The 21,337-nt window shown below is 62.2% G+C and carries 18 protein-coding genes; all 18 read right to left on the reverse strand.

The features are described 5' to 3' along the window. Window positions 1–7 precede the first annotated feature (7 nt). Window positions 8–1,753 carry a methyl-accepting chemotaxis protein gene (locus HOP58_RS20235; RefSeq protein WP_234261358.1) on the reverse strand — a complete coding sequence of 582 codons (1,746 nt, stop codon included), beginning with the start codon at window positions 1,751–1,753 and terminating at the stop codon, window positions 8–10. Between the two features lie 72 nt (window positions 1,754–1,825). Continuing rightward, window positions 1,826–2,887 carry a chemotaxis response regulator protein-glutamate methylesterase gene (locus HOP58_RS20240; RefSeq protein WP_234261359.1) on the reverse strand — a complete coding sequence of 354 codons (1,062 nt, stop codon included), beginning with the start codon at window positions 2,885–2,887 and terminating at the stop codon, window positions 1,826–1,828. Window positions 2,888–3,009: 122 nt separating this feature from the next. Beyond that, window positions 3,010–3,876 (reverse strand): CheR family methyltransferase, encoded by an 867-nt coding sequence (locus HOP58_RS20245; RefSeq protein ID WP_234261360.1) that lies wholly within the window; start codon window positions 3,874–3,876, stop codon window positions 3,010–3,012. Beyond that, entirely contained in the window at window positions 3,873–6,056 is a 2,184-nt protein-coding gene (locus HOP58_RS20250; protein ID WP_234261361.1) for a PAS domain-containing methyl-accepting chemotaxis protein, read from the reverse strand. Before HOP58_RS20250 ends, HOP58_RS20245 begins: the two co-directional genes overlap by 4 nt. 36 nt (window positions 6,057–6,092) lie before the next feature. Continuing rightward, a complete protein-coding gene (locus HOP58_RS20255; RefSeq protein ID WP_234261362.1) occupies window positions 6,093–8,288 on the reverse strand; it encodes a PAS domain-containing methyl-accepting chemotaxis protein in 2,196 nt (731 codons plus the stop codon). Between the two features lie 85 nt (window positions 8,289–8,373). Then, window positions 8,374–9,753 carry a methyl-accepting chemotaxis protein gene (locus HOP58_RS20260; protein ID WP_234261363.1) on the reverse strand — a complete coding sequence of 460 codons (1,380 nt, stop codon included), beginning with the start codon at window positions 9,751–9,753 and terminating at the stop codon, window positions 8,374–8,376. Window positions 9,754–9,831: 78 nt separating this feature from the next. After that, on the reverse strand, window positions 9,832–10,326 hold the full coding sequence (gene cheW, locus HOP58_RS20265) for a chemotaxis protein CheW (protein ID WP_234261364.1): 495 nt from the start codon (window positions 10,324–10,326) through the stop codon (window positions 9,832–9,834). A 2-nt stretch (window positions 10,327–10,328) separates the two neighbouring features. Continuing rightward, window positions 10,329–12,434 (reverse strand): chemotaxis protein CheA, encoded by a 2,106-nt coding sequence (gene cheA / locus HOP58_RS20270; protein WP_234261365.1) that lies wholly within the window; start codon window positions 12,432–12,434, stop codon window positions 10,329–10,331. A 28-nt stretch (window positions 12,435–12,462) separates the two neighbouring features. Next, complete coding sequence (gene motB / locus HOP58_RS20275; RefSeq protein ID WP_234261366.1) at window positions 12,463–13,410, reverse strand: flagellar motor protein MotB; 948 nt, start codon at window positions 13,408–13,410, stop codon at window positions 12,463–12,465. Beyond that, complete coding sequence (gene motA / locus HOP58_RS20280; protein WP_234261367.1) at window positions 13,407–14,279, reverse strand: flagellar motor stator protein MotA; 873 nt, start codon at window positions 14,277–14,279, stop codon at window positions 13,407–13,409. The genes motB and motA overlap by 4 nt, the downstream gene beginning before the upstream one ends. 167 nt (window positions 14,280–14,446) lie before the next feature. Then, a complete protein-coding gene (flhC, locus tag HOP58_RS20285) occupies window positions 14,447–15,022 on the reverse strand; it encodes a flagellar transcriptional regulator FlhC (protein WP_234261368.1) in 576 nt (191 codons plus the stop codon). Window position 15,023: 1 nt separating this feature from the next. After that, on the reverse strand, window positions 15,024–15,350 hold the full coding sequence (flhD, locus tag HOP58_RS20290; protein WP_234261369.1) for a flagellar transcriptional regulator FlhD: 327 nt from the start codon (window positions 15,348–15,350) through the stop codon (window positions 15,024–15,026). 322 nt (window positions 15,351–15,672) lie between these two features. Further along, on the reverse strand, window positions 15,673–15,963 hold the full coding sequence (locus tag HOP58_RS20295) for an EscU/YscU/HrcU family type III secretion system export apparatus switch protein (protein ID WP_234261370.1): 291 nt from the start codon (window positions 15,961–15,963) through the stop codon (window positions 15,673–15,675). Further along, window positions 15,944–17,254, reverse strand: coding sequence for a flagellar hook-length control protein FliK (locus tag HOP58_RS23295; RefSeq protein WP_234261371.1), 1,311 nt, complete (start codon window positions 17,252–17,254; stop codon window positions 15,944–15,946). The genes HOP58_RS20295 and HOP58_RS23295 overlap by 20 nt, the downstream gene beginning before the upstream one ends. Continuing rightward, window positions 17,251–17,634 carry a flagellar protein FliT gene (locus HOP58_RS20305; protein WP_234261372.1) on the reverse strand — a complete coding sequence of 128 codons (384 nt, stop codon included), beginning with the start codon at window positions 17,632–17,634 and terminating at the stop codon, window positions 17,251–17,253. Before HOP58_RS20305 ends, HOP58_RS23295 begins: the two co-directional genes overlap by 4 nt. Beyond that, window positions 17,635–18,054 carry a flagellar export chaperone FliS gene (gene fliS / locus HOP58_RS20310; protein WP_234240877.1) on the reverse strand — a complete coding sequence of 140 codons (420 nt, stop codon included), beginning with the start codon at window positions 18,052–18,054 and terminating at the stop codon, window positions 17,635–17,637. Window positions 18,055–18,129: 75 nt separating this feature from the next. Next, on the reverse strand, window positions 18,130–19,494 hold the full coding sequence (fliD, locus tag HOP58_RS20315; RefSeq protein ID WP_234261373.1) for a flagellar filament capping protein FliD: 1,365 nt from the start codon (window positions 19,492–19,494) through the stop codon (window positions 18,130–18,132). A gap of 135 nt (window positions 19,495–19,629) precedes the next feature. Beyond that, window positions 19,630–21,321 (reverse strand): HD domain-containing phosphohydrolase, encoded by a 1,692-nt coding sequence (locus HOP58_RS20320; RefSeq protein WP_234261374.1) that lies wholly within the window; start codon window positions 21,319–21,321, stop codon window positions 19,630–19,632. Window positions 21,322–21,337 lie beyond the last annotated feature (16 nt).

Here is a 21,337-nt window from a genome sequence, read left to right on the forward strand (position 1 = left end):
ACGCTACTTAGAACTCTTCCCAGTCGCCTTCGGCCACCGTCTCTTTACGCGGCTTGCGGCTGGGCTTGGGGTCGATCTCGGCCGGTACTCGCGACGCATTGCGCGGCGAGGCGCCCGGTTCGGCCAGGGCAGGTACGCCGGCGCGCTTCGCCAAGGCCTCGCCGCCGGCATCCGCCTTGGCCTCGGGCTTCACATCGCCAGACAAACGGAACACGGCCACGGCCTGCTCCAGGCGATTCGCCTGCTCCTCCAGCGAGGCGGCGGCTGCCGTCGCCTGCTGCACCAGCGAGGCGTTCTGTTGGGTCACCTGGTCCATCTGACCCACCGCCTGGCTCACCTGCTCGATACCGTCACTCTGCTCCTGGGAGGCGGCAGAGATCTCATCCATGATGTCGGTGACCCGACGCACGGCCTTGACCACCTCATCCATGGTTTCACCGGCCTGCTCGGCCAGCAGCGACCCCTCCTTGACCTGAGCCACCGAACCATCGATGAGCTCCTTGATCTCCTTGGCCGCCGTGGCGCTGCGGCTGGCCAGATTACGCACCTCACCGGCCACCACGGCAAAACCGCGACCCTGCTCACCGGCCCGCGCCGCCTCCACCGAGGCGTTCAGCGCCAGAATGTTGGTCTGAAAGGCGATGGAGTCGATGACACTGGTGATATCGCTGATCTTCTGCGAGCTGGCCGAGATGCCGCCCATGGTCTTGACCACGCGATCCACCACTTCGCCGCCCCGCTCTGCCGTGGTCGAGGCATCCAGTGCCAGGCCGCTGGCCTGACGCGCGTTGTCGGCATTCTGGCGCACCGTGGCGGTAATCTCTTCCATGCTGGAAGCCGTCTCCTCGAGCGAAGCCGCCTGCTGCTCGGTGCGCGAAGAGAGGTCGGCATTGCCATTGGCAATCTCGCGCGTGCCGATATGAATCGAGCTGCTGCCGTCGCGGACCTGGGCGACGATACGCGTCAGGCTCTGCTGCATGTTGCGCATGGCATTGAAGAGCTTGCCGATCTCATTGCGACTGCCTTCGGGAATCCTGCCGGTCAGATCGGCCTTGGCGATACCCTGGAGGTGCTTGACCGCCGAGTTGAGCGGCCGAATTACCGTGCTGCGCAGCCCCACGTAGACCAGCACCAGTACCAGCAGCGCCAGCAGCACAGCGCTCAGGGTGATGAAAACGAAGCGCTTCGACTGCGTCTGAAAATCGCCGGTCATGGCCTGAGCGTTGCCAAAGGCATACTGAACGAATTCAGTCATGCTAGCGTCAAGCATAGTACTCGGCTCAATTAGCTCGTCGCGAAGGTTGCCGAACCCAGGCGTATTCAGCTCATCCAAAGCAGTGTGCTGTTGTCGTACCAGGCCCAACACCGTACCGAAACTTTGCTCAATGCGCTGCGCCATCGCAGTAGCACGCTCTGACTTGGGCGCGGCCACGAAGTTTGAAAAATGCACATCCGCAGATTCCATGCGATCTGCAGCAATATCGAGCCTTTGGTTGGCCTCCGCCATGCGGCCCAGCATGATCTGGTTGGATGCGATTTCGAGGTTCACTCGCGCCACGTTGAGCAGCGCATCGGCACGATTGATCTCGTTGAGCTGCTGAACGTTGATGCGCTCGAGATCGGCCATGATCCGAGTGGCCTGTCGATCCGACATGAACGAAAGCAGTGCCACCACGCCGATCAGGACGGCGAAGCAGACCAGAACGGCAATCATGGAAGCATGAATGCTGATGTTGCGTAAAATGCGGCTCATTTCGGCGTTCCTCGCGATAATGACAGGCAGAAGTCCTGTTTCTTGTTGTTGTTCTTGGTGAAAAATAAAAGGTCAGACACGTTGAGCGCGGCCGGAGGCCGCCACCAGCGCCATCAAACGTTCCGGGATCTCGTCCAGACCCACCACCTCGACGGCCCCCCCCAGGGCAATGGCTTCCCGCGGCATGCCGAAGACCACACAGCTCGCTTCATCCTGCGCCAGGGTGGCCGAGCCCGCCTGACGCATCTCGAGCAGACCGGCGGCGCCGTCCTTGCCCATGCCGGTGAGGATCACGCCGATGGCATTGCGCCCGGCCTGGGTGGCGGCGGAGTGAAACAGCACGTCCACCGAAGGACGGTGACGGTTGACCGGCGGGCCGTCGTCGAGCCGGGCAACGTAGTTCGCCCCGCTGCGTGCCAGCTTGAGATGGGCGTCTCCCGGAGCGATATAGGCGTGCCCCGGCAGTACACGCTCGCCATCGCTGGCTTCCTTCACGGTAATGTTGCACAGACGGTTCAGCCGCTCGGCGAAAGAACGGGTGAAGCCGCCGGGCATGTGCTGAGTGATCAGGATCGCCGGGCTGTTGGCCGGTAACGGCTCGAGCACCGCACGAATCGCCTCCGTACCGCCGGTGGAGGCACCGATGATGATCAGCTTTTCGCTCGACACCAGCGGGGCCTTGAGCGCCGGACGCGGCGCCGCCTGAGCCGGGCGCGCCTGACGCGGGCGCGACTTGGCGGCAGCGCGGATCTTCTCGGCGATGTCGTTGGCATACTCCAGCATGCCGCTGCGTATGCCCAGCGATGGCTTGGCCACGAAGTCGACGGCGCCAAGTTCCAGGGCCCGCAGGGTGATCTCCGAGCCGGCCTGGGTCAGCGAAGAGACCATCAGCACCGGCATCGGCCGCAGGCGCATGAGCCGCTCGAGAAAATCGAGCCCGTCCATGCGCGGCATTTCGACATCGAGCGTCAGGACATCGGGGTTGTGCTGCTTGATGAGATCGCGCGCGACCAGAGGATCCGGCGCCACGGCCACCACTTCCATGTCCGGCTGCGAGTTGATGATTTCGCTGAGAAGATCACGAATCAGTGCCGAATCATCAACGCACAACACCTTGATCCTGTTCGATCCCAAGGCAAATCTCCTGTCACGTAGGGGAGTCTTTGCGACCCGCAGCAAAGGGCATGCCTCATTGATCGGCACGGTTGGCAAAAACTTTAGGCATTAGGCGAAAACTGGCCGAGCACGGGCACTTGCTAGGCCAGGGTGTAAACGGTTTGCCCACGCAGGCGAAACACCTTGCTGATGTACGAGAAGTTTTCGGAGTGGCCGGCAAATAGCAGGCCATCGGGCTTGAGCAAGGGAGCGAAGCGCTCGAGGATGCGTGCCTGGGTCTGCTTGTCGAAATAGATCATCACGTTACGACAAAAGATGGCGTCGAAAGGCCCCTTGATCGGCCATTGAGGAGCCAACAGGTTCATGTGCAGGAACTCCACCATGGACGTCACTTCCGGACGCACCCTGGCCAAACCTTCTTGCTGCCCCCGTCCTTTCTGGAAAAAGCGCCTCACCCGCTCATCATCGAGCTTGCGCACCTGCTCGATGGGATAGACCCCGGCCCGAGCACGGGCCAAGGCCTCGGTATCGATATCGGTCGCCACCACACGAGCTTCGGTAGCTCGTGCACCCAGGCTCTCGTGCAGCGTCATGGCGATGGAGTAGGGCTCCTCGCCGGTGGAGGCCGCCGCGCTCCAAATACGCACCGGCCCCGTGGCCTTGCTGACGTGTTCTGCCAGCAGCGGGAAATGGTGCATCTCGCGGAAAAAGGCGGTGAGATTGGTGGTCAAAGCATTGGTGAATGCCTCCCACTCCCGTGAATCGGGTTGGCGTGCCAGCCTTTCCAGATAGTCGCTGAAGCGGGTCAGGCCATGATGACGCAAGCGCTTGGCCAGACGACTGTAGACCATTTCACGCTTGTGCTCCGCCAGCACGATACCGGCCCGCTGATAGATCAACTGGCGAATCTTGGCGAAGTCCTCATCGGTCAGCACCAGGTCACGCTCCAGGTGACCCAGCCCTGACCATTGCCCCGGTTCGCTACCGGGCGCCCGAAACTGTGTCAAAACGTTTCCCACTCCTCATCGGCGGCCGCTTTACTCGGCTTGACGGCGGCCTGCTTCCTGGGAAGCGGGTCGTGCGACAAAGCGGGGGCGGCACTCGTTCGTTCGGTCCGTATATCTAAGGAATGTTTCTGCTGTGGGTTCGGCACCTGCTCAGGGCCGGCTCCACGCAAGCGGAACACGCGGATGGTCTGTGCCAATTGCTCGGCCTGATGCTGAAGGTCGCTGGCGGCCCGCGCGCTCTGCTGTACGCGCTCGGCGTTCTGCTGCGTGACCTGGTCCATCTCGGTGATGGCCTGATTGATCTGGCCGATACCGCTGCTCTGCTCTTCCGAGGCGGCGGTGATCTCGCCCATGATGTCGTTGACCCGCTGCGAGGCCGCCACTACTTCGGCCATCGCCTTCTCGGCCCGCTGCACCTGGCTGGCGCCTTCGTGAATCTCACTGGCCGAACCGTCGATCAACTGGCGAATCTCCTTGGCGGCCTCCGCGCTGCGTCCGGCCAGGTTGCGCACCTCCCCGGCCACCACCGCGAAACCACGGCCCTGCTCGCCCGCGCGCGCCGCTTCCACCGAGGCATTCAGCGCCAGGATGTTGGTCTGGAAGGCGATGGAGTCGATCACGTTGATGATGTCCTTCATCTTCTCCGCACCGGCCGTGATGCGCCCCATGGTTTGTACCACGCCGTGCATCAGCTCGCCGGTGTCACGCACGCGGCTGGCATTGTCCAGCGCCAGCCCACTGGCCTGACGAGCGTTGTCGGTATTCTGCTGCACCGTGGTGGTCATCTCCTCCATGCTGGAGGCGGTCTGCTGCAGCGAGGCGGCCTGCTGTTCGGTGCGCGCGGAAAGGTCCTCGTTGCCCTGGGCGATGGAGCGCGATGCCGGCGTCACCACATCGATACCCTGCTGCACGCTGGCCGTGGTGCTGTAAAGACTCTTGCGCATGGTATTGAGCGCCCCAAGCAGCACGCCAATCTCGTCACGGGTGCGGTCCGGTGAGCGCACCGCCAGATTGCCCGAAGCCACCTGCAGAGTGAAATCGACGGCACGGCGCACCGGCCGCGTAATCGCGCGCAGGGTCCAGATACCAAGCAGGATCAAGAACAGGATGCCCACGGAAAGCGCCGCGATCTGGCCGGCCAGCATCATCTGCTGACCGCGCTCAGCTTCGACGGCCAGCTGATTGGCATAGTCGAGCTTGCCGGCAATCAAGGTGTTGATGCTGCCGCCGATGGCATCGACTTCCCCTCGCAGCACGTCGTTGTAGGCTTCATAGGCAGCAAAGCCACTGCCGTCGATCAGTGCCTGCAGGGTCGGACGGATACCGTCGTCGATGGCGACATCGAGCTGCGCATTCAGTGCCGCCACTTCGCTGCGTGTCACATCCTCCCCATCGAGGAAGCTCACCCATGACGCCCTGATTCGCTCGACGACAATCTCCGCCTCGTCGGAAAGCTCGTGAATCTGCTCCAGGCGCAGCGCCCTGGGATTGCGCACTGGGCGCTCCAGGTCGATCATCAATTGGCTGAGCAATTGATCGATGCGCTGCAGGTCGGCAATGTCCTGAACGCCGTTATTGTTCAGCTCGGCAACCCGGTCTCCCGACACCTTGAGGCCGTATAGCCCCACCGCACCGCTGAGCAACAGCAGCAGTACCGGTACCACGGTCAGCATGACCAACTTGGCACGGATGGTGTGCACATTGAGCCGTGCCAGCGCTGCCATCGGCCCGCGACGCACCAGACGTCCTTGCTTGAACGTCAGCTTGCCGCGTCCTTCCCGCAGCTGGGCGTAGGCTCTCTCCGCCGCTTCCGCGGCGGTCGCCTCGGCGCGTGTCCGCACCGAGGTATAGCCCAGGCACTTGCCCTCCTCGAGAATCGGTGTGACCGTGGCCTGTACCCAGTAGTGATCGCCATTCTTGCGCCGGTTCTTGATCACTCCCTGCCAGGTGTCGCCGCGCTTCACGGTCTTCCATAGATCGGCGAAGGCCTCCTGAGGCATGTCGGGATGGCGAATGAGATTGTGGGGCGACCCGATCAGCTCCTCATGGGAGTACCCGCTCACCTCCACGAAGGCGGAGTTGGCGTAGGTGATACGCCCCTCCAGATCCGTGCGAGTGATGAGCAGGTGCTGATCGTCCAGCTTGTATTCCCGCTGTGTAACCGGTTGATTGTCGCGCATAGTTATTATCCTTCACCGCCTCGTGTGAGTCCCCGACTAGAACGTTTCCCACTCCTCCTCGGCCGCCGACCGGTTACCGGTCGAAGCTCGCCTGGTGGGGAGAGGGTCATGCTGCAAGGCTGGCGCATGTGCCGGCTTTCTTTGTGTACCGGCTCGATCAAGCGTCTCTGCTTCCTGGTTACCCGAGTGGCTCGGCACCTTTTCGGGCCCAGCCCCCTGCAAGCGGAACACGCGGATGGCACGGGCCAGCAGTTCGGCCTGGTGCTGCAGATCGCTGGCGGCCCGCGCACTCTGCTGCACGCGCTCGGCGTTCTGCTGCGTGACCTGATCCATCTCGGTGATGGCCTGATTGATCTGGCCGATACCGCTGCTCTGCTCTTCCGAGGCGGCGGTGATCTCGCCCATGATGTCGTTGACCCGCTGCGAGGCCGCCACCACTTCGGCCATCGCCTGCTCGGCCCGCTGCACCTGGCTGGCACCTTCGTGAATCTCGCTGGCCGAACCGTCGATCAACTGGCGAATCTCCTTGGCGGCCTCCGCGCTGCGCCCGGCCAGGTTGCGCACCTCACCGGCCACCACCGCGAAACCACGCCCCTGCTCGCCCGCCCGCGCCGCTTCCACAGAGGCATTCAGCGCCAGGATGTTGGTCTGGAAGGCGATGGAGTCGATCACGTTGATGATGTCCTTCATCTTCTCCGCGCCGGCCGTGATGCGCCCCATGGTCTGTACCACGCCGTGCATCAGCTCGCCGGTGTCGCGCACGCGGCTGGCATTGTCCAGTGCCAGCCCGCTGGCCTGACGAGCGTTGTCGGTGTTCTGCTGCACCGTGGTGGTCATCTCCTCCATGCTGGAGGCGGTCTGCTGCAGCGAGGCGGCCTGCTGCTCGGTGCGCGCGGAGAGATCCTCGTTGCCCTGGGCGATGGAGCGCGACGCCGGCGTTACCACGTCGATGCCCTGCTGCACACTGGCAGTGGTGCTGTAGAGACTCTTGCGCATGGTATCCAGCGAACCCAGCAGCTCGCCGATCTCATCGCGGCTCCGCTTGGGCGCACGCACTGCCAGGTTGCCCGACGCAATCTGCAGGCTGAAATCGATGGCATGTCGCACCGGCCGTGTGATGGCACGCATGATCCACACGCTGATGACCAACAGCAGCACGAAGCCCAGCGCCAGGAATGCCAACTGCCCGAACAGCATCTGCTGCTGGCCACGCTCGGCCTCTTCCGCCATGCTCAACGCCGCGAGCCGCTGCTGCTCCACGAGCTGATTGACCAGGTCCGACAGCGCATCGGCACTTTCTCTCAGCCCCGCCGTATCGTTGTTCAATGCCATCATCGCATCGAACGCCTCGGGACCACCCAGCGCTTCCGCCATGGGAACCAGACCTTCTTGCATGTAACGGGTCAGTGCCGCATCGAACTCCATGGCTGCCGGCGTACGGTTGACCTCCCGCGCCAGGTACTCCTGCCACAGCTGTGTCAAACGCTCACTGCCGACCACCAAGGATTCGGCGACATCGTGACGTATGTTGAGCAGCGCCATACGTTCCTGGCCGTAGAGCCGCTGCGGCGCATCGGTGATCGCCTGATCGAGCTGCTGCAGTCGAATCACGTCCTGCAGACCGTCGCGGTTGAGCTCGGCCAGACGCTCGCCCGAAACTTGCAGGCCGTACAACCCGACACCGCCGCTGATGGTAAGCAGCAGCAGCGCCGAGAACGTCAGCATGGAGAGCCGCGCACGTATGCTGTGCAGGTTGGTACGTGCCAGCCACCCCAGCGGCCCGCGACGAACCACCTGCCCTTTGCGAATGGCGAGGCCGGAACGCCCTGCCCTGATTCGCGCATAGGCGCGCTCCGCTGCCGTGGCTTCACTCGGCTCCGCAGCAGTTCGCACCGAGGTATAGCCCAGGCTCTGCCCACCCTCGACGATGGGTGTGACGGTCGCCTTGACCCAGTAATGGTCGCCGTTCTTGCGCCGGTTCTTGACCAGCCCCTGCCAGGAATCTCCCCGCTTGATCGCCTGCCACATGTCGGCAAAGGCTTCCGTCGGCATGTCGGGATGGCGAATGATGTTGTGATTCGCCCCGATCAGCTCGGCATGCTCGAAGCCGCTGACCTCGACGAAGGCAGCGTTGGCGTAGGTGATCCGGCCGTCGAGATCGGTCCGGGTGATCAGCAGATGTTGATCGTTGAGCTGGTATTCCCGCTGCGTGACCGGCTGGTTATTGCGCATTATGTTGTTCCCTCGGCTACCACGTTTCATCAGGGCGCGGAGTAGCGACGTGTGCGTGCCTCCACCTACTAGGAGTTAGCAGGCCTCAGAACGAGGCCCACTGCTCCTCTTCTTTTTCATTGCGTTCTTTTTCGTTCCGCTCTTTTTCATTCCGCGTAGAACTCGGCGCTGTTGCTTGTGCACCGTGGCGCTTGGTTGGCAACGGATCTTGCGCCAGCCTGGCGACGTGCGAGCTGCCGCCAGCGGGGCGCGCGGCACGCGCTTGCCCTGCGTTGCCGGCCTGCCCTGCCAGGCGGAAGCGCAGTACGGCCTCCCGCAGGCGAGCCGCCTCGGCTTCGAGCTGAGTCGCTGCCGTAGCCGCCTGCTGTACCAGCGCCGCGTTCTGCTGAGTTACCTGATCCATCTGGGTCACGGCCTGGTTGACCTGCCCGATACCGTTGCTCTGCTCCACCGAGGCTGAGGCAATTTCGTCCATGATGTCACTCACCCGCTGCACTGCGGCAACGATCTCGCTCATGGTCTGACCGGCCTTGTCGACACGCGCCGTGCCGACATCGACCTTTTCCAGCGACGCCGCGATCAGTGTGCGGATTTCCCCTGCTGCCGTGGCACTGCGCCCCGCCAGGCTACGCACTTCCTGAGCCACCACGGCAAAGCCGCGGCCATGCTCACCGGCGCGGGCGGCCTCCACCGAGGCATTCAGCGCCAGTATGTTGGTCTGGAAGGCAATGCTATCGATCACGCCGATGATGTCGGACATCTTGTGCGAGCTTTCGCTAATGTCATGCATGGTCGAGACGACCTCACCGACCACCTCGCCACCTTGAGCCGCGGTGCGCGAGGCTTCGGCTGCCAGCTGACTCGCTTGCCGCGCATTGTCGGCGTTCTGCTCCACGGTGGAAGCCAGTTCCTCCATGCTCGAGGCGGTCTCGGCGAGCGAAGCGGCCTGCTGCTCCGTACGTGACGACAGCTCACCGTTGCCCTCGGCTATGTCCTGGGCACCGACGTAGATGCCCTCGCTACTGCTGCGCACCGTGCCTACGGTCTCGGAGAGCCCATCCTGCATGTGCCTGAGCGAGGTGAAGAGCCGGCCGATCTCGTTGTTGCCGCGATTCTCCACCGGCTGGGAGAGATCGCCCTTGGCCAGACCCTCGAAGTACTCCACCAGCCGTGCAAGCGGCTTCAGCACGTTGACGCTGATGCCCCACACGACGATGACCATGACGATCAAAGAGCCAGCCAGCACGGCAACGATGGCCAGGCGCATCAGACCAGACATGGTCTCGAACGCCGCCTGGTAAGCGGCGCCCGACTCCCCGGCATGCGGTGCCATGGCGGCGACGGCAGCAGCACTCTGCTGTAAGGCGTAGAGCCCCAGGCCGCTCAGCACGACGATCATGCCGCCGAAAAAGAGCAGTACCAGAAACCAGCTGGCCCTGACCGTCAGATTATCGAGTAGCTTCACGTCTCCCCCCTGGCAATTACCCGCAGGCAAGCCGCCGGTAATGGTGATATCGGCTTATCCGTCAGAAACTTGACGGCCTCAATCGGCGACACTCTCGACCAGCGCCATCTCGTCGCTGGTGAGCAGCTTGTCGATGTCGACGATGACCAACATGCGATCGTCTAGACTGCCCAGGCCACTGAGGAAATCCGACGACAGGGTCACGCCGAATTCGGGTGCCGGCTTGATCTGATCCGGAGAGAGCGTCATGACGTCGGATACGCCATCCACCACGATGCCGACGACGCGATCTTCGACGTTGACCACGATCACCACGGTCTGGCCGCCGTACTCCACCTTGTCGAGATGGAACTTGATGCGCAGGTCGACGATGGGCACGATGACGCCGCGCAGGTTGGTCACCCCCTTGATGAAGTCCGGGGCATTGGCGATGCGGGTCACATTCTCGTAGCCACGAATTTCCTGCACCTTGAGAATGTCGATGGCGTACTCTTCGTCGCCCAGCGAGAACACCAGGAACTCACGGTTGTGGGCTTCGGCAGCGGCCAGTGCTGCATCATTCGTCTGGTTCATGATCAGGTCTCCAGCTCTTTGTCGGTGAGGGCTTCGAGTGCCGGTTTGCGCTCAGGCCGGCGCTTTTCCTTCTTTTCCCGGCTCAGGCGGTGCAAGCCGGTAATATCGAGAATCAATGCCACGCTGCCATCGCCCAGGATGGTGGCGGCGGAGACGCCCGGCACCTTGCGGTAATTGGTTTCCAGGTTCTTGACGACCACTTGCTGCTGCCCGACCAGGTCGTCGACCAGCAGGGCATAGCGGCGCCCTTCGCCCTGTACGATCACGGCGATGGTCTCGGTAAGCTCGGTCTTGGCCTTGGGCACGTCGAGGGCTTCGTGTACCGCCACCACGGGCAGGTACTCGTCGCGCACCTTGAGCACCACATCGTCGCCGGCCATGGCATAGAGATCCTCACGTGACGGCTGCAGCGACTCGAGCACGGCAGAGAGCGGCAGGATGAACATCTCGTTGCCGACCTTGATCGACATACCGTCGAGAATCGCCAACGTCAGCGGCAACACGATACGGATGGTGGTGCCTTCCCCGGGCCTGGACATGATCTGCACGTGCCCACCCATGCCCTGGATGTTGCGCTTGACCACGTCCATGCCCACTCCACGGCCGGAGACGTCGGTGACCTCCTTGGCGGTGGAGAAACCCGGCGCGAAGATGAGCTGCCACACCTCGTCATCGCTCATGGCATCGCTGACCGGCAGACCGTTCTCCCGTGCCTTGGCCAGCAGCCTGTCGCGGTTGAGGCCGGCACCGTCGTCGATCACTTCGATGATGATGTTGCCGCCCTGGTGTTTGGCCGAGAGCACCAGCTTGCCGGTACGCGACTTGCCTGCCGCCTGACGCACGTCGGGCGGTTCGATGCCGTGGTCGAGACTGTTGCGGACCAGGTGCGTCAGCGGGTCGATGATGCGCTCGGTGAGGCTCTTGTCGAGCTCGGTGGACTCGCCTTCCGTGACCAGCTCGATCTCCTTACCCAGCTTGGCGGCCGTTTCGCGCACCACGCGCGGGAAGCGACTGAACACGAAATCCATGGGGATCATGCGGATCGACATGACCGACTCCTGCAGGTCCCGCGCATTGCGCTGCAACAGGCTCATGCCGTTCTGCAGGGCGCTGTTGGCGACGTTGTCCATCTCGCTGACGGTCTGATCGAGCATCGACTGGGTGATGATCAGTTCGCCCACAAGGTTGATGATCTGATCGACTTTGTCGACCGAGACCCGAATCGAAGTGGACTCGCCGCCGCCCTTGGCCTTGGATTTCGCCTTGGCAGGCTTTCCGCTGTCGGGCATGACACCGCCGGCGGACGAGGCCAGGGGGGGCGGCTCCACTGCGGCCGGGGCCGCCTGCTGCTTCTCTACCTCGGGCACCGCTACCGGGGCCTCTGCCTGAGGCGCGCCTCCCGTATCGGCACCACGAATCTCGATCTGATCGGTGTCGATGATGAAGCACATCACCGCCTCGATATCGTCGTTACTCACGCTGGAGCTGAGCGTGACCTCGTAGCATGCCTCGTCGCCCTCTTGCGCGATGACCTCGCCCAGTTGCCCCAGCTCTTCGACGAGCAACCGGCGGTCCTTCTCCCCAACGTTGAGCAGCGCCACGACACGCAGATCGGAGCCGCTCGCCGCGCCCTGCTCAACGAGGGCCTCGGGCTCGGGTTCGGATTTCGCAACAGGCTGAGGGGTGGAGGCGACCGGCGCCCCACTCTCCAGGTCCTGGCCGATCTCCTCGAGCGCCAAGCGCTGCAGCGTCTGGCAGATGCGCTCGAAGGCCTCTTGATCGGGCTCGTCGCCATTGCGATAGGCGTCTAGCTGATCGCTGAGCATATCCTTGGTTTCCAGAAAGGTATCGACAATATCCCGACGCAGCCGAAGCTCGCCCTTGCGGGTATGGTCGAGCAGGTTCTCGAACAGGTGGGTGGTCTTCTGCAAGGCGTCGAAGCCGAACGTGCCTGCGCCACCCTTGATCGAGTGGGCAGCGCGAAAGATGGCATTGAGCTGCTCGCTGTCCGGCTCGTCCACGTCGAGCTCCAGGAGGTAGCGCTCCATGTCGGCCAGCAGCTCTTCGGCTTCCTCGAAGAAAGTGTCATAGAAATCCGTGATATCCATGCGCTTCACCACCTGGTGTCAAAAGGGGTTATTGGGGATTGAGCGTGCGGCGCAGACTTTCGGTAAATTGTTCAACGGGCGCCAGATCGACTTCGCTCTCCAGACGCGTACTCATCGGACTCGGCACGCCAGGCCCACCCAGGATGCCCGGCCGACGAATGTACTCTGCCACTTCCGGCAGCAGCACCAACAGCTCGATGCGACGGTTGTCGGCGTCGAACGGGTCGGTATCCGGCACCATGACGCGATCGGCGAAGCCCGATACGCGCAACAGCTTGTCCGAGTCGAGCCCGCCGGCTACCAGTTCACGCCGCGAGGCATTGGCCCGGTCGCTAGAGAGTTCCCAGTTGCTGTAGCCGCGATAGCCCCCCGCATAGGGACGGCTGTCGGTGTGACCGCTGATACTGAGGTAGTTGGGCAAGTCGTTGAGCAACGGCGCGATGGTACGCAGCAGACTTCGCATATAGGGCTCGACGCGATCACTGCCGATGGCGAACATCGGTCGGAGTTCGTGGTCGAGCAGCTGAATACGCAGCCCCTCTGGTGTCAGGTCGAAGCGCATCTGCTGGCGCAGCTCGCGCAATTCGGGATCGGCCTCTATGGCCGCCTCGATGCGCCGCTGAAGATCCATGAAGAAGCGACGCTGCTGCTCGCTGGGTCGAGAAAACTCACGCGTATCGATCCGCGCTCGCTCGCCGTCGCTGTGGACCGGGTCGGGGCCGCCGCCAGGTATGGCGCTAGTACTGCCCGAACGATCTCCACCCGTGACCGCACTGGTCAACGGCGTGCTGAAATAATCCGCCACGCCTTGGCGCTGCTCGTCGCTGGCCACCGAGAGAATCCACATCACCAGGAACAGAGCCATCAGCGCCGTCATGAAGTCGGCCAGGGCGATCTTCCAGCTTCCGCCGTGGTGGCTATGGACGACCTTCTTGCGCCGGATGATGATCGGGCGCTTGTCTCCCGCCGCGCTCATTCCGCTGCCGCACCCGACTTGGCGTTACGCACGTAGGTCTCGAGCTCGGTGAAGCCCGGACGATCGGCGGTGTGCAGAGCCTTGCGGCCGAACTCGACTGCCAACTGCGGTGCGTAGCCGTGCAGGCTGGCCAGCAGCGTGATGCGTATGCACTGCAGCATCTTCTCCGCCTCCTTGATCTGACGCTCGATGCTGCTGGCCACCGGGTTGATGAAGCCGTAGCCCATCAGAATTCCCAGGAAGGTTCCGACCAGGGCGTGGGCGATCATCTCCCCCATCTGCTCCGGACCGGCATCGGCATAGGTCAGCGCCTTCACTACCCCCATGACGGCGGCCACGATGCCGAACGCCGGCATGGCGTCGCCCACCTTGGCGATGGCATCCGCCGGTATGTGCGCTTCCTGTTCGAAGGTCTCGATCTCATGCAGCATCAGTTCGTCGATCTCCATGGGATCCATGCCGCCGGCAACCATCAAGCGCAGGTAGTCGGTGAGGAAGTCCATGATCATCGGATCGGCCAGCACCTTGGGGTGCTCCTGGAACAGCGCACTCTCCTGAGGACTGTCGATGTCGCGCTCGATGCCCAGCATGCCTTCGCGGCGCACCTTGGTCAGCAGCTTGAACTGTACCGCCAGCAGTTCGAGGTACATCTCCTTGTTGTACTTCTTGGTACGCTTGAGCTTGGGGAATATCTTGAACGTGGCCTTGATCGCCTTGCCGTTGTTGGCAGCGATGAACGCCCCCACGCCGGCGCCGCCGATCATGAGCAGCTCAGTGGGCTGGTAAAGCGGGCCAAGGAAGCCGCCGGCCAGCACGAAGCCGCCGAAGACGCACAATGTAACTACGATGTAACCGAGCAGGATCAGCACAACCGATACCCTTCAGTGGATGCGAGTCGTCGTTAACCCAATCTATCGGCCAGGCTCGGCAACACTTGAGGCCTCAAAGAAAAAAAGAAACGAATTCTTGTGGATAGATAGCAGAACGCCGCCCCAGTAGAGGCGGCGTTCAAGCGCGACAAGCAAGCGAGCACGGCTCAGCCCACTCGCTTGACCAGCGTCGCTTCCTGAGCGATATCCGCAGCCTCCCGTTCACGACGCTTGCGCGTCTTGCCGGCACGCGAGGGCGGCATGCAGATACCGCAGACGTAATCGTGGTCCGGGGTATGGGCATGAGCGACGAAGTGGCCGCTGCAATGCGTACATTTCGAGAGCTGCAACAAATCGCTTTCGAAGAAACGCACCAGGGTCCAGGCACGGGTCAACGCCAGCACCGGCTCGGCCTGGTCGATGCCGATCTGCTCACCGTAGAGACGATAGGCCGTGACGAAGGCCTGCATTCTCTCGCACCCCTGCTCCTCGAGCAGATTGCGATAGATGTTGTAGAACAGCGAGGCATGTACGTTGGGCAGCCAGGTAATGAACCAATCGGTGGAGAACGGTAGCATGCCCTTGGGCGGCGACATGCCACGCACTTCCTTGAACAGCCGAATCAGGCGAGCCCGGCTCAGGTCGGTCTCGGTTTCCAGCACCTGCAGGCGCGCGCCCAGCTCGATCAACTCAATGGCCAACTGGACCTGCTGCATCTCCTCGACGAGGCTTTTTTGTGTCATTTCACACCTCCCGCAACATGGAAGTCGCTCCACGGCCTGCCATCAGCAGCGAGGCGTGGAACTGGGACAATCCATTGTCACGGGGGTTATCGACGACTTGACGCAGTTGCTCGGCGCCTTCAAAACCGAAGTGGCAGAGCAATTGATTGGTACGCGCCAGGCGCGTCAATTGTGCAGCACCGAGCGAAAGCAGCAGATCGGCGGTTTCGCCATCGATCTTCAAACGAAACATGGCCGCGGCGCGGTCATCGTTGAGCAGTCGCTGGGCCAGGAGCAGATAGGCAAGATTGAGCTCCTGGATTTCATCCAGGTGGTTCGTGTTCTTCATTTTTAAGTTCCCTGCACGCGGTCGAATCACGTGTACTTATAGTTTTGTTTCTTTCTGTGTCGAGGCTCAGGTCGTGCAGGCGAAGCAAAAGCCCCCATCACGACACTGAAAGCCATAAAAGAGCCTACAACTGCATTGTGACTACTGTTTTGCTACCTGCCAACCGCTAGAGCACCACAAGCCGATTAAGGCATGATGCTGAGCCTGCTAACACTTTAGGACCAGTTTGTTAACACCTTGTGCGGCAACACAAAAAAATTACACATCTCACTTGACAAATCGTCAGAAAACCCACTTGATTACAAAATTTTACATAAAACCACTATTCGTTTCTTTGTAAATCCTGAGTGTCGGCGACTTCGTACACCCAAACGAGCAGTTCGGCGATGACCTGATAGAGCATCGGCGGGATGCGCTCATCGAGATCCAGCTCCATCAGCAGCGACACCAGTTCCGGTGCATCGTGGACGTAAATTCCCTGCCGCTGAGCTTCGGCCAGAATTCGCTCGGCCATGTCACCGTAGCCCTTGGCCAGCACTCGCGGCGCATCGTCGCCGTCGCGATAAGCCAACGCCACCGCCTGGCGACGACGCTCAGGCTTGGGTTTCGTCATGCGACTCTCCCCCATCCGCTCCCGCCTCCCACTGACGAGCATCGATCAATACCGTCTCGAGCCCGGCCGCCCTAAGCCGGCGCTCGAGCTCGGGCGCTCCGGCCTGCAAAGCCGTCAGCGCGGCAGCATCCCGGCTAAGCAGTTGCAGCCTGAGCTGCTGCTCTTGCAACCACAGGGCAACACGAATCTCACCCAACTTGGGCACCGTCAACTGGAGTTCGGAGTGCCAGGCGTGGGACGAGGAGTCCTCTTCCCCGTTATCGGCCTCGCCCCCATCGCGCCGGGCACCGGAAGGCATATGGATCATCAAGGCCAGGAAAATGCCCGACCAGACATCCCCCTCCCAACGCAGGATGGGCGTTACCAGCATCTCGAGCTGATGACGGACCACCCCTTGAAGACTTTCGTGCACGGGTTCGCCGCGAGCCCGCAGCGAGGGATCTACGACTTCACGCGCCGACATCTCAGCCCCCTCACGGGACAAAGCGGACAATGGGACATCCCTTGCTACCCCCGTTAGGGCAGATTGCGCATTACCACCCGAGCGCTCACCACGCGCTGCGGCAGGATACAGCGATTCGGTGGCGGTATAGATTTGCGCTGCCTGCGCCGCCTGCCCCGGAAGCGCCTGGCCCTGCATTGCCTGCCCCGGTATCGGCTGACCCGGGCTCGCCTGGCCAGACCCTGGCGGCATGCCTGTGATTGGCATTTGCCCGGCCAACGGCGCGGCAGGCGCGGAGCCGGTGGTTCCGAGCGGTGTCGATGCCGGCGTTAAGCGCAGGGTACGCAGCATCTGCGGCTCGCGCTCCAGCTGTTGACGACTCACCTCGCCGCGATACCAGCGCGAGAGGTGCGATTCATAAAAAAGACCGCTGTCGCGTATGGCTGTCTGCAGCCTATCGGCCAGTGTCGTGGCGCCCGGCGTCTCGCTCGCTCCGATCAACGGAGCAGGTGCGCTCAATACCGAGGGCGGGGCCGGGAAGCGCAGCAGAAGATCGGCAATGGTGCGCGCCGAGGGGCTGAAGTGAGTCTGGGTGGACGCGGGTGACGATAGTGTATCGGCTCGCGGCGCCTGACCTTCGCCGCGCTGAGACGAGGTCGTCGCACCGGGAAGAGGCGCTACGGCAGGGCGTCGCCCGTCCAGGCGCGAGTCGCTATGCAGGGCTCGGGGGCCCTCACCGGGATCGACTGGGCGTACAGGCTCGTTCAGATCGCGCGGTGGCGCCGTATCGACACGCTTGCCCAGCACCTGATGGAGCAGCGTATCCAGCAGCGGCGTGATGCCACTCACGGCGTCTCCGGACCGAATTTGTCGCTTGCTTCGACGACCGAGGCTGCCTGCTTGCCATAACTACGATGCAGATCACGCTGCCGCCGGCTAGCCCCCATCAGCTGTCCGAGCTCATTGCGGCGTGCCAGCAGTTGTTCTCGAATGGCTAGATCATCAGCGAGAATCGCCTCGAGCAGATCGGCCTTGACCTGAACCTCCGTCTGATTGAGCTCGGCCTCCTTGTCGAGTTGCTGGAGCCGGTCTGCCAGCTGCAGGTAGCCCGACTGACGCTCGATGAGAGCGTCCCACTCGCCGGCCCTTGCCAGCTCGAGCATGATGGCGACCTGACGCCTGAGCTTGGAATAGCCGTCGAGGACAGCGCGTGCAGTGGACATTGCCATTCAACCTTGCGCTCCCGCGCTTCCGATTTCGCGCCATGCCGATGCGATGTCATCCAGCAGTTTTTCGGCCTGATCGAGACTTTCCTGATCGTTATGCAGGTTGGCCAGCAGCAGCAGCCTGCCGATGTAATCGTAGAGCGAACCGAGTCGCTCGGCGATCTCACCCCCTTTCTCGGTGTCCAGTGCGGCAAGAAGACCGTTGTTGACGATGTCCAATGCCTTGGAGATGGACTTGCCCTTTTCCGCCGTATTGCCGGCTTGCATATGGATGCGAGCCGCGCGGATGGCTCCCTGAGCGCCGTCGAACAGCATCACGATCAGCTGATGCGGCGAAGCCGACATCACGCCACTCTCTACACCGACCCGTGCATAGGCCCCGGCGCCACGGCCGTAAGCGGCTGCCCCTCGCATGACAGTCATGGCAAAAATCTCCTATGGTGGCATGACTTGCATTATTGCAGCATCACGTTACGGTCCGGCCGATCGTGACGCTTCCTATCTCTTACGCCCAAGCTGGGCATTCATGATATCGAACTGCTGGAATAGATAATCACTGACCTGATTCATGCTGGCGATCATGGCGTCGAGCTGACCGAACTGCACCCGGTAGCGCTGAATGGTCTGCTCGATGCTCCGCTCCATGCGCTCATGGCGATCCTTGAGACCGGTGATGCGCGACTCAAGTCCACGCTTGGCATTGTCAAGCAATCCACGATCACGCAACACCTGATCCAGGGTCTCGCCCAACTTGCCCGACAGCCCGCCCGCCTTGTTCTCACCGGAAAAGAAGTCAGCCAGCGCCTGGGGGTTCTCGGCCACTAAACTGCTCAACTTTTCTTCATCGAGCTTGAGCGTGCCGTCGCGCTGCAGAGTGATCCCTAGATCCGACAGCATTCGCAGTTCGCCTTGCCCTACTCCACCACTCAGCACCCCGCGCAGACGCGACTCGACGGTACGCAGGGCACTGTCGCCCAGTAGTTCGCCAGCAGCTCCCGTATCGGCATTGAAGCTGGTCAGCTCGCCGATCGTCTTGCGTAAATCGTTGTAGGATTTGACGAAGCCGCTCACCGCCTCTCGTATGGCAAGCGTGTTGCGCTCGACCACCACAGTGACACTACCGTCATCCTTGGTCTTCTCTTCCAGATCCAGGGTCACTCCCTGGATGGCGCCCTCTACCCGGTTGGTCTGGCTGGTGATGGCAATGCCATTTACCGTCAGCGAGGCGTTCTGAGCAGAGACCGTGACATCGGCCACGGCGCCTAGCCGGTCAGCGAGCGCGCCTGAAAACTCCGCCGTTACCGCTGCTTCGGTACCGGTCTTGTTGGACGTTAGCACCAAGCGATGAGGCGTACCGGAACCATCGTTGACGATGGTCGCCGTAACACCCGACTTGCTGTCGTTGATCGCCTTTCGAATATCATCGAGCGAACTCTTGGCGGGGTCGATTGCGATTTCTTTCGTCGTACCATTGCCAAGCGTCAAAGTGACCTGCCCACCGCCAAGCTGAGCGGTCCGGCTCTCCACCCCATTGGCGACAATGCTTTGGGCGGTCGCAAGCTGTTCGACATTGACCGAGTAACGCCCAGGAGGTGCATCCGATTTGGCCGCCGCCTTTACGCCGCTGCCGACGACATTACTCGAAACGTTCTGGAAGAACTTCGGGTCATTTAGCTTAGCGGCCGCTTCCTGCAGCTTTGTCAGCGCACTCTGCAGCTTGCCATAGGCCGATATCTTGGCCTGATGGTTCTTCTGCTGCAGCTTGATCGGCTCGAGTTTCTTGCGCTCGGCCGCATTGAGCTGATCGAGCAAGCCGTTGAGGTCCAGCCCGGAACCGATGCCCAGGGAGCTTATCGTCGTCATGACGCTTCCTTATTTCATGCAGCTATTCTGGCAGGCTTCGCGCCATGGGTTCCGGTGAAAAGCCCGCGACCTAGGGGTTATTTCCCTCTATCGGCAGAAAATGGGCCAACTTTAGCCCTGCCAGTGATGGATACGTCAGGTCGAAACGGGCACTTCCTCGACCATCCCCCCTAGGCGGGACTCGACGTCGCCGCGCAGCACCTCGCCCATGGTCTCTGCGGGCGGCGCCGTTTCGTCGGTCAACTGCACCTGGAACGGTTTGCCCTGCTGATCGAGGCGCTGTATCCAGCCCAGCGCACCGCCGGAGAAACGCACCAAGGAGCCGACCGGGCGCAGCCCGAAGCGCTGCACATAGCGCTTCACCCAGCGCGGGTCGAACTGTTGGGGCGACTTGAGCAAGTGCCGATATACTGCATCGATACGCCAAGCCGGCCGGTCGACACGGTTGCGGCGCATGGCATCCACCACATCGACTACCGCACTCATACGCGCCAGTTCTGAAAGCCCCTCACTCATGACACCCGCAGGGTATCCGCTGCCATCCAGCCGCTCATTGGCGCTGACCACCACGGCGTGCATCACCTTCTCCGACAGCCATTGGCAGCGCCCCAGCCTCTGCACCAGCAAGTCGACATGCGGCTTGAGCTGGGCATGCTCATCCGGCCCGAACGAACCGGCAGCAAGCAGGCCTGACGGCAGCAGCCCCTTACCCAAGTCATGAATCATGGCGCTCGCCGCCAAGGCCTTGCGCACGTCCCGCGGCACCGAACTCGTACCGGCCAGGGCCAGCATATGCACGGCCACTCCGAGGCCATGGCGTACCAGCACAGGCTCCTGACCCAGGCAACGGGTCGCGAATAGCAGCGCCTCGATATCCTCCTCGGCCAGTTGGAGCAGCATGTCGGCATGCCGGGAGAGCTGCACCGGGTCGACGTCATCGCCCTGCTGCAGTTCCAGCAGTTGCGCATCGAGATAGCCTGCCACCCGCGCCAGGCGTCGCGCCATGGGAGTGGGATAGGTCAACAAGTTACGCCTGCCGACCGCCGGCGAAGCACCGGAAGATTGGCTCTGGAACAGCATCGAGGGAAGCCGCCCTACGTCGGATTCATCGCTATAGCGTGACGACTCGCGTTCGATCTCGCGCACGAAGAACCACAGCTTGCGCTCCTGTTCGGCACTGCAATCGTGAAACTGGAACCCTACTCTCAGGGTCTGGCGATCGCTGTCCGCCACCTTGTGGCGAGGGGCCGCCTGCACCGTAAAACGACTGCCATTCGGAAAGCACAACTCGATCTCTACCAAAGCCGCTTCGGCCAGCAGAGCGGCAGCCGAAGAGGGCAGCTCCAGTTGACACCCCTGCTGCGAGAGATCCTTGAGGTCCCCCTGGACCGTAGCATCGCTCACTCCTTCACTGGCACGCAGGATGGCTCCCACTTCCATACCCAGCCGCAGCCGGGCACGGTAGGCCTCTCGCCGCTGCATCTCTTCCAAGTAGTGTGGATAATCGCACTGACACTGCACCCGCCCCTGCAAGGTTTCCACCTGTAGGGCCTTGAGCGCGGGCGTACGAATCATCTTTCCATGCACCTGGCCCAGCAGACGAAAGCCCATGCCCCGCTTCAGCTCACCTACGATCTCACGCACCGCCGTGATGTCGAGGAGCATCGATTCCGGTGGCGCCTGCTCCATGACCACGACCGGCATGGGGGCACTGCCTGGCTTGTCGAGCAGCAGTGAGGCACCGCCAGGCTGAATCATTTGATCCAGCAACACCTCGATCTCGCTCGGACTCCCCACCCGAATGAATTCATCCCCTTGCTGCCCCATCCTCGCCTCTCCACCC

Origin of the sequence: Halomonas sp. MCCC 1A11062 (assembly GCF_021404355.1) — a bacterium.
Taxonomy (GTDB): Bacteria; Pseudomonadota; Gammaproteobacteria; order Pseudomonadales; family Halomonadaceae; genus Halomonas; species Halomonas aerodenitrificans.

Bases quoted from the DNA above. Each gene is read 5' to 3' on its own strand.
- flhC (WP_234261368.1), bottom strand. From the start codon at position 15,022: ATGACACAAAAAAGCCTCGTCGAGGAGATGCAGCAGGTCCAGTTGGCC.
- HOP58_RS20250 (WP_234261361.1), bottom strand. From the start codon at position 6,056: ATGCGCGACAATCAACCGGTTACACAGCGGGAATACAAGCTGGACGAT.
- cheA (WP_234261365.1), bottom strand. From the start codon at position 12,434: ATGGATATCACGGATTTCTATGACACTTTCTTCGAGGAAGCCGAAGAG.
- HOP58_RS20320 (WP_234261374.1), bottom strand. From the start codon at position 21,321: ATGGGGCAGCAAGGGGATGAATTCATTCGGGTGGGGAGTCCGAGCGAG.
- HOP58_RS20295 (WP_234261370.1), bottom strand. From the start codon at position 15,963: ATGACGAAACCCAAGCCTGAGCGTCGTCGCCAGGCGGTGGCGTTGGCT.
- motB (WP_234261366.1), bottom strand. From the start codon at position 13,410: ATGAGCGCGGCGGGAGACAAGCGCCCGATCATCATCCGGCGCAAGAAG.
- HOP58_RS20305 (WP_234261372.1), bottom strand. From the start codon at position 17,634: ATGGCAATGTCCACTGCACGCGCTGTCCTCGACGGCTATTCCAAGCTC.
- HOP58_RS20235 (WP_234261358.1), bottom strand. From the start codon at position 1,753: ATGAGCCGCATTTTACGCAACATCAGCATTCATGCTTCCATGATTGCC.
- fliD (WP_234261373.1), bottom strand. From the start codon at position 19,494: ATGACGACGATAAGCTCCCTGGGCATCGGTTCCGGGCTGGACCTCAAC.
- fliS (WP_234240877.1), bottom strand. From the start codon at position 18,054: ATGACTGTCATGCGAGGGGCAGCCGCTTACGGCCGTGGCGCCGGGGCC.
- cheW (WP_234261364.1), bottom strand. From the start codon at position 10,326: ATGAACCAGACGAATGATGCAGCACTGGCCGCTGCCGAAGCCCACAAC.
- flhD (WP_234261369.1), bottom strand. From the start codon at position 15,350: ATGAAGAACACGAACCACCTGGATGAAATCCAGGAGCTCAATCTTGCC.
- HOP58_RS20255 (WP_234261362.1), bottom strand. From the start codon at position 8,288: ATGCGCAATAACCAGCCGGTCACGCAGCGGGAATACCAGCTCAACGAT.